This is a genomic window from Desulforhopalus sp. (genome assembly GCA_030247675.1).
GTDB lineage: Bacteria > Desulfobacterota > Desulfobulbia > Desulfobulbales > Desulfocapsaceae > Desulforhopalus_A.
In genome coordinates, this window is record JAOTRX010000020.1 from 1 (window position 1) to 2,994 (window position 2,994).

At 52.0% G+C, this 2,994-nt stretch carries 2 protein-coding genes; both read right to left on the reverse strand.

The features are described 5' to 3' along the window. Positions 1-119: 119 nt before the first annotated feature. Positions 120-2,426, reverse strand: a complete 2,307-nt coding sequence (locus OEL83_21085) for a molybdopterin-dependent oxidoreductase (protein MDK9709540.1) — start codon at positions 2,424-2,426, stop codon at positions 120-122. A 3-nt stretch (positions 2,427-2,429) separates the two neighbouring features. Then, on the reverse strand, positions 2,430-2,867 hold the full coding sequence (locus tag OEL83_21090; GenBank protein ID MDK9709541.1) for a 2Fe-2S iron-sulfur cluster-binding protein: 438 nt from the start codon (positions 2,865-2,867) through the stop codon (positions 2,430-2,432). Positions 2,868-2,994 lie beyond the last annotated feature (127 nt).

Consider the following 2,994-nt stretch of genomic DNA (forward strand, 5'->3'; position numbering starts at 1 on the left):
CCCTTAATCCAAGTCCGCGCAAACGTTTCAGAGGAATTTAATAACTTTATGTCAACATGAAACGGGCCGAAGCAATTGCTCCGACCCGTTTATAACAACACTGTGATTTCAATTGAAGATTAAACGTCGTAACCCATCTTACCCAAGATAATCTTCTCAGGCGTTACCGGCAGCTTTCTGATCCGAACACCTGTAGCGTTGAAGATGGCGTCCGCAATCGCCGGGCTCGGCGTATTGATGCAGACCTCGCCTACAGACTTGCCACCAAACGGACCGGATGGCTCGTAGCTTTCAACAAAGTCCACAGTGATCTTAGGCACGTCGCTGCGGGTCGGGATCTTGTACTCCAGGAGAGAGTTGGTTTTCAACTTGCCGTCAATAAACTTGACGTCTTCAAAGACCGCCATACCCATACCCTGAACCAGGCCACCCTCCATCTGGATTAATGCCAGTTTAGGGTTGAGGATGGCGCCGCCATCTACAGAAGCGACATAATCAATGATCTCAAACTCACCGGTTTCCATATCTACTTCAACTTCTGCAAAACCTGCAAGGAACGGCGGTGGAGATTTCTCCGTGACGTGGGAGCCATGGCCAACCAGCTGCTTCTGATTCTTGACATAGAGGAGCTTCATAGCCAGATCCGCAAGATTGATGGACTTTTCACCGCAGAAGACGCGCTCGCCGTCATATTCGCACTGCTCAGGAGCTTCTTCGATCATTGCAGCACCTTCGTTGAGGATCTGGGATCTGATGTCCTCAGCCGCGTTGATGACAGCGGTACCTGTGATATAGGTCGTACTAGAGGCATAAGCACCAACGTCAAACGGCGTCACGTCTGTATCCGAGGAGTGAACGCTGATCTTCTCAAGAGGCACACTAAGCACCTCAGCAGCGATCTGAGCCAATACCGTATCAGAGCCAGTGCCCAGATCCGTAGCGCCCATCATGAGATTGAAGCTGCCATCTTCGTTCAACTTAATGATGGCTGCGCCCATGTCGATGCTCGGAATGCCGGAGCCCTGCATGGAAAGGGCCATACCGACACCTCTGACTTTATTACCGTTGACCTGAGGCTTGCCATATTTCTCATCCCAACCAATGAGCTTCTTGCCATGCTCAATACAAGTGGACATTTTGTTGTTTTCAATAAGTTTGAGCGGCTTTTTGATGCCGTCTGAGCCAAAGGCTCTGTAAACCAAGTGGGTTTCCCCTTCAGCAGTATGGTTGAGTTCACGAATCCGGCATGGGTCCATGCCCATTTCATGGGCTAATTCATTGATGGCAGACTCGATCGCAAAGACACCCTGTGTGGTGCCGTAGCCGCGAAGCGCGCCGCCAGGCGTACGATTGGTGTACACGACGTTGCCCTCAAAGTCGAAGGCGTCCATTTTATTGTACATGGAGATGACTTTGAGACATGCCGCGCTGAAGACGGTACGGGCGTGCTCACCGTAGGCGCCGGTATCGGAGATGCCGTTGACTTTGATGGCGCGAATGATGCCAGCATCATCGGCGCCTACCTTATAAGTAAAGACCATAGGATGACGAGTGTAAGTAGATTCAAAGGCTTCCTTGCGGGTGTAGGTCAGCATGGAAGGACGGCCGGTTTTTAGAGTAACAAAAGCCGTGTAAAACTCTGTGTGAAGAGCCTGCTTGCCGCCAAAGCCGCCGCCTATGCGAGGCTTGATGACCCGGATCTTGGATACAGGAAGGTCAAGGGCATGGGCCAAAATGCGGCGTGCGTGGAACGGTACCTGTGTAGAGGTCGTGACCACCAAGCGGTCATTGTGATCCAGGTGAGCGTTGGAACGGTGGGTCTCCATCATGACGTGGGCCTGTGCCTGGGTGTAATACTTGTGCTCGACCACATGGGTACATTTGCTGAAGGCATCCTCAAGGTTGCCGTACGCGAGAACGTACGTCGCTGCAATATTGTTCTCTACATCAACCCCTGAAGGAATTTTCTCAACAACGCCTTCCGGGTGAATGACGGACGGATGACCAATAGCCTTCTCGGCGTCGACTACCGGCTCAAAGACTTCGTACTCCACTTTGATGAGCTTCATGGCCTCTTCGGCAGCACGCTCAGTCTCAGCGGCAATGATGGCCACTTCATCACCTACATAGCGGACGTATTCGTCCAGCATGCGCTTGTCATAGTTGGACGGCTCAGGGAAGTTCTGGCCGGCGCGGGTGTATTGGGTTTTAGGTACGTCATGGTGAGTGTATACTGCAACGACGCCTTCAAGGGCAAGTGCTGCGGAAGTGTCAATATTCACGATCCGCGCGAAAGGATGCGGGCTGCGAAGCAGTTTAACCGTTAAATGACTCTTGGTATCGTAGAGGTCTTCCGTATAAGCCGGCGCGCCCATTGCGAGGCGGATGCCGTCCTTTTTGTCATAAGATTTACCGATCACCTTCATACACTATACCTCCAAATACTGGCGAATGCCGCGGAGCTGGCCTTCGTAGCCTGTGCAGCGGCAGAGATTGCCGTTGAGATAGTTTTTGATCTGGTCGTCTGTGGCGCCTTTGCCAAGTTCTTTTTTCATGCCGAGGATTGAGAGGACGAGGCCGGGGCTGCAGAATCCGCACTGCTCGACGCCTTCACCTACAAGGGCAGAGGCGACTTTTTTCGCTTCTTCGCCGGCGCCTTCGATGGTGGTGACCTCGTGACCATCGGCACGGGCACTTAAATAAGAGCAGGACAGGACGGGCTTGCCTTCCACCAGAACGGTGCAGAGGCCGCAGGAGCCGGTGTCGCAGCCGCGCTTGACGCTCTTGAAGCCGAGGCTGCGGAGGGTTTCGAGAAGAAAATCATCCGGGCTGATTTCAGCGGTACGTTTCTTGCCGTTTACAGTCAAACCTAAATTCTACGTCGTTTTACGAAAACCATTAAAAATCGATATTTTCGCTGAACCTACGAAGAATTCAAGTAGTTACTCCTACATTTTAACATTATTCACACCCCTTCCTCAACACATTTGAATA